Source organism: Klenkia sesuvii (genome assembly GCF_037083825.1).
GTDB lineage: Bacteria > Actinomycetota > Actinomycetes > Mycobacteriales > Geodermatophilaceae > Klenkia > Klenkia sesuvii.
Genome location: NZ_JBAPLU010000044.1, coordinates 1 through 4,969 on the forward strand (window position 1 = coordinate 1; position 4,969 = coordinate 4,969).

At 75.1% G+C, this 4,969-nt stretch carries 5 protein-coding genes; 2 read left to right on the plus strand and 3 right to left on the minus strand.

Going from position 1 to position 4,969, the window contains the following annotated elements:
* Positions 1-412, minus strand: a 412-nt coding sequence (locus tag TEK04_RS21075; RefSeq protein WP_336406339.1) for an alpha-hydroxy-acid oxidizing protein, incomplete at its 3' end; no start/stop codon positions are given.
* A 387-nt stretch (positions 413-799) separates the two neighbouring features.
* Here TEK04_RS21075 and TEK04_RS21080 point away from each other — a divergent pair.
* Both TEK04_RS21080 and TEK04_RS21085 read left to right on the plus strand, forming a co-directional pair.
* Positions 800-1,594: a hypothetical protein gene (locus TEK04_RS21080; RefSeq protein ID WP_336406340.1), complete on the plus strand. Its 795-nt coding sequence runs from the start codon at positions 800-802 to the stop codon at positions 1,592-1,594.
* A 9-nt stretch (positions 1,595-1,603) separates the two neighbouring features.
* Positions 1,604-2,413 carry a DUF3097 domain-containing protein gene (locus TEK04_RS21085; protein ID WP_336406341.1) on the plus strand — a complete coding sequence of 270 codons (810 nt, stop codon included), beginning with the start codon at positions 1,604-1,606 and terminating at the stop codon, positions 2,411-2,413.
* 146 nt (positions 2,414-2,559) lie between these two features.
* On the opposite strand, the gene TEK04_RS21090 is transcribed toward TEK04_RS21085, so the two are convergent.
* Positions 2,560-3,396, minus strand: a complete 837-nt coding sequence (locus TEK04_RS21090; protein ID WP_336406342.1) for an aldo/keto reductase — start codon at positions 3,394-3,396, stop codon at positions 2,560-2,562.
* Between the two features lie 44 nt (positions 3,397-3,440).
* On the minus strand, positions 3,441-4,607 hold the full coding sequence (locus tag TEK04_RS21095; protein ID WP_336406343.1) for a GNAT family N-acetyltransferase: 1,167 nt from the start codon (positions 4,605-4,607) through the stop codon (positions 3,441-3,443).
* Positions 4,608-4,969 lie beyond the last annotated feature (362 nt).

Consider the following 4,969-nt stretch of genomic DNA (forward strand, 5'->3'; position numbering starts at 1 on the left):
GCACGTCGCGCGAACCCACCCAGTACATCTGGAAGAACGTCTGCGGGCTGGCCGCCGCGACCTCCTCCACCGCCTTGGAGGCGAAGGAGGACAGCCCCATCGCGATGCCGCGGGCGGCGGCGGCCCGCGCGACGGCGACCTCGCCGTCGGGGTGCACGGCCTGCACCCCGGTCGGGGAGATCATCACCGGCATCGACAGCGGCTGGCCCATCACCGTGGTGGACAGGTCGCGCTCGCCCTGCAGCCCGGCCACGTGCGGGGCGAACCCCAGCTCGGCGTAGGCGCGCGTGTTGTCCTCGACGGTCCACCCGCGCTCGGACCCGGCGATCAGCGCGCCGTACACCGACTTCGGCAGCCGGCGCTTGGCCCTGCGCTGGGCCTCGGCGACGGTCTCGAACCAGGGGTTGCCCATGCGTGTCCTCCAGTGGCGACTGTGCGGTGCACCACAGCATGCCTCGTCGTGGCACTGAGTGCCACCCCCACCCGGGTGGACCTCGTCGGGACGCTGGCGGCCGCCTCTGCGCATCCCCGCCACCACTGCGCATCCCTCCCACCACCGCGCATCCCTCCCACCACCGCGCGCCCGTGCCACCACTGCGCACCCAAGCGGGTGTCCGCCACCGCGTCCCCGCACCAGCACGCACCACGCGCCAGCTGCGCGCGCATGCTGCCCCTCTCGGCCCGGGACCCGTACGGCGGCGCAGCGGCTCGGCGCGTGCGCGCCCAGGCCGGGCGACCCGACCGCCGGCGCGTGCGCGCCCGGGCCGGGCGACCCGACCGCCCGTGCCAGGCTGCACGGGTGGAGCCCCGCACGCCCCTCCCGGCCGCCGCCGCATGGGTCCTGGGGACGTCGCTGCACCCGGCCGGCGCGGTGCTCGGTGCGGGCCTGGCGGCGGGCTCGGTGGTCACCACCGGCTCGGCGTCGGCCGGGGCACGCGTCGCCGGCGGCCTGCTGTGGGGCGCCGGGCCGGAGAACTCGCTGCTCGCCGTGCTCGTCTCGGGGGTGGCCGCCCTCGGCGTCCGGGAGCGCACGATGACCGCCGCCGAGCACGCCTGGGCCTCCGACGAGCTGTTCGGCGACGCACTGCCGCCCCGGCACCGGCTGGTGCTGACCGACACGATCGGCGCCGGCCGGCGTCCGTTCGTCGTCCCGCGCTGGGACGGCGCCATCACCGTCAACCTGGGCCCCGAGCTCTACGACGACCCCGTCGCCGCCGACCCGCACACCTTCCTGCACGAGCTGGTGCACACCTGCCAGCTGCGCGCGGCAGGCCCCCGGGCGTTCACCAGCCGGGCCGTGGCCGAGCAGGTGCGGCACACGCTGGGGCGCGACGCCTACGCCTACGACTTCCCCGTGCGCCCGCTCGCTGAGTACGGCCTGGAGCAGCAGGCGCAGCTGCTGGCCGACTGGTGGCGCGGGCGGGCCGGACGACGGGGCCGGGCCACACCCCTGCGCGGGCACACCCGCCGGCCGAAGGACCCGGCCAGCCCGTGGGCGGCGTGCGTCGCCGACCTGCGCGCCGGCCGGCTGCGGACCGGTCCGTCACGAGTGGGTGCGGCGTGGCGCCCCGGGCCCGGCCGCGCGCCTGCCTAGCGTGGCCGGGTGCCTCCCCGCTCGCAGTACGACAACCTGGTGCACCCGCGCACCGTCAAGAAGCCACCGGTGCAGGTCGAGGCCACTCAGGACCTCGTCGTCGAGGACCCGAGCTCCGGCTTCGTCGGCGCCGTCGTGCGCTGCGAGAAGGACGTCGTCCACCTCGAGGACCGCTTCGGCCGGGTGAAGGGCTACCCGCTGGGGCCCGGCTTCTGGGTCGACGGCCGGCCGGTGACGCTGGTCCGGCCGCGGGCCGCCGCGCCCGCGGCCCCCACCCGCAGCGCGTCGGGCTCGACCTACGTCGCCGGGGCCCGTGCCCGGGTCGCCCGCGAGGGCCGGGTCTACGTCGAGGGCAAGCACGACGCCGAGCTGGTGGAGAAGGTCTGGGGCCACGACCTGCGCATCGAGGGCGTCGTGGTCGAGCCGCTGCACGGGGTGGACGACCTGCCGGGCATCGTGCGCGAGTTCCGGCCGTCGTCGGGGCGCCGGCTGGGCGTGCTGGTCGACCACCTGGTGACCGGGTCCAAGGAGTCGCGGATCGCCGCGCAGGTCACCGGGGCGCACGCGCTGGTGGTCGGCCACCCGTTCATCGACATCTGGCAGGCCGTCAAGCCCTCGGTGGTGGGGATCAGGGCCTGGCCGACCGTGCCCAAGGGCGAGGACTGGAAGACCGGCGTGTGCCGCCGGTTGGGCTGGGAGGACGACACCGGCTACGTCTGGGCCCAGCGCATCCTGGCGAGAGTCCGCACCTGGACCGACCTCGAACCAGCCCTGATCGGCCGGGTAGAGGAACTGATCGACTTCGTCACCACGGAGTAGGACGAACCCGGGGAAGCCGGGGACCCGACAGAGCACGGACGTCCCCGGTCGCGGGGGCCGGAGGCCTCCCGACCGGGGACGTCGAGGGTGCTCAGCTCAACGGGGGAACGGCCGTTGGCCGCGGTGCGATCCGGAGGATCGCGATGTCACGGGATGTAGTTGAAGGTGTCCGGGTCGGGGCCGGTGCGCTCGTCGCGGTTCAGCGAGGTGATGTCGGTGATGTCGTCCTCGCTGAGCTCGAAGTCGAAGAGCGCGAAGTTCTCCTCGACCCGGCTGCGGGTGACCGACTTCGGGAAGACGATGTCACCGCGTTGGATGGCCCACCGCAGCGTGACCTGCGCCGGGGTGCGGTCGTGCCGCTCGGCGACGCGCACGATGGCGGGGTCGTCGAGCACCTTGCCCTGGGCGATCGGCGACCAGGCCTCGGTGTGGATGCCGCGCTCGGCGTTGTAGGCGCGCAGCTCGTCCTGGGTGAGGTAGGGGTGCACCTCGATCTGGTTGACCGCCGGGGTGATGTCGGTCTGGTCCCGCAGCTTGTTCAGGTGGTGGGCCTGGAAGTTGGAGACGCCGATCGCGCGGGCCTTGCCGTCGCGGTACAGCTGCTCCATCGCCTTCCAGGTCTCGACGAAGTCGACGTCGATGCCCGGCAGCGGCCAGTGCACCAGGAAGAGGTCGACGCGGTCCATCTGCAAGTCGGCCAGGGTCTGGTCGATCGCCTTCAGCGCGTCGTCGTGGGCGTGGAAGCCGTTGTTCAGCTTCGAGGTGATGAAGACGTCGTCGCGGGACAGCCCGGAGTCGCGGAAGCCCTCGCCGACCTCCTTCTCGTTGCCGTACATCTCGGCGGTGTCGACGTGCCGGTAGCCGACCTCGAGGGCGGTGCGCACGGCCTCCCGGGTGTTCTCGGGCTCGATCTGGTAGGTGCCGAAGCCCAGCTGGGGGATCTCGACACCGTTGTTCAGGGTGATGGTGGGGACGGAAGCCATGACCGGGTCCATGCCCATCGTGCACAACGGGCATGCGTACCGGGTCAGAAGTAGTCGAGCAGCTGCGGTGCGCGACCGCAGGCGAGCAGGTCCAGCGCCGCCGGGTCACCCGGACCGCTGACCAGCCCGGCCGCGGCGGCCGACCGCCCACCGGCGGCCCCGGTCCACAGCAGGGCCAGCCCGCCCGCCGCGACGACGAGGTCGGCGTCGCCGGTGGTCCGGGTCGCCTCGCCCGCGCCGCCGTCGAGCTCGACCCGCCAGGTGCCCGTGTTCCAGGGGGCCACGTCGTCGACCACGCCCAGGGTCACCGCGCCCCGCACGTGCCGCGGCCACCCACGGGCGGCGACCGCGCGCTCGACGTCGACGAGGCGGTGCATGAACGCCTTGGCGCCGCGGGCGGTCGCCCGCTCGAGCGGCAGCACCTGCGAGACGGCGTCGCCGAGCAGCACCGGGACGTCGACGGTACGGGTGACGGTGCGCCAGCCGGCGAGGACGTCGACCAGGGCGCGGGCGGCGGTGGGCGTGGTGGCCAGCAGGTCGCTGACGTCCAGGGCCGCGTCGGCCCCGTAGCCCCGGCCGCGCTCGTAGCCCAGCGCACCGGTGACGCGGCCGTCCTCCTCGGCGACGGTGAGCAGGTCGACGCCGTCGCCGAGCGGCTGCTCCGCGGTCGGGTCCAGCTCCCACCGCCCGCCGCGCCGGGTCAGCGGTCCGTCGAACCCGCGGGCCACCTGCTCGTACAGGTCGACGACGAGCGGGCGGTCGGCCGGGGTGCCCGGCCGCAGCACGACACCGGGTTCGCGGGCGGCGGGCAGCGCGGCGGTGTCCAGGACGGCGGAGCCCAGCACCCCGGTGACCGCCCAGCCCAGCGACCGGTAGGCCGCGGACACCGTCGGGTAGAGCGCGCTGACCGCGGCCCCCCGGTCGCGGGCGGCGGCCAGGGCCTCGGTGAGCAACCGCCGGGCCAGACCACCCCGCCGCGCCTCGGGGGCGACGGCGACCCCGCTGACGTCGGCGGCCGGCACCGGCCGGCCACCCCACCACGAGTGCTCCTCGTGGTCGGTGACCTTGCCCAGCAGCCGGCCGGAGGCGTCGTAGGCCCCCCAGCGGTGAACCTCGGGGATCGCCACCATCGCCCGGGGCGGCGCCTCGGCCGGGCCGCCGAAGGCCCACCGGCCCAACGTCCAGGCCTCGGCGAGGTCGTCGGCGGTCATCGGGCGCACGGTCACGGACACCCCGGCGACCCTGCCAGACGGCGTGGCCCGGGCACTGCGCAGCGGCGGACGGAGGACAGCACCGGTCGGCCCGGGACCGGTCAGTCGGGCACGACGACGGTGAGGGCGGGCTGCAGGTCCAGGTGACGCGGACGGTCCCGGGTCGGCGAGGAGCCTCACGGGGCAGCGGCTCCCGCAGCATCTCCGTGCGCAACGCCTGGTCGAGGGCCTCGATGCGGCCGTGGAGCCGCTCGCGCACCGTGCGGCACTGCACCGCGATCACGGACCGGGGGACACCTCGTCGCGGCGTGGCGCACGCACAGCTCCGTGATCATCAGCGGGGCGCACGGCGGGGGCGGGGG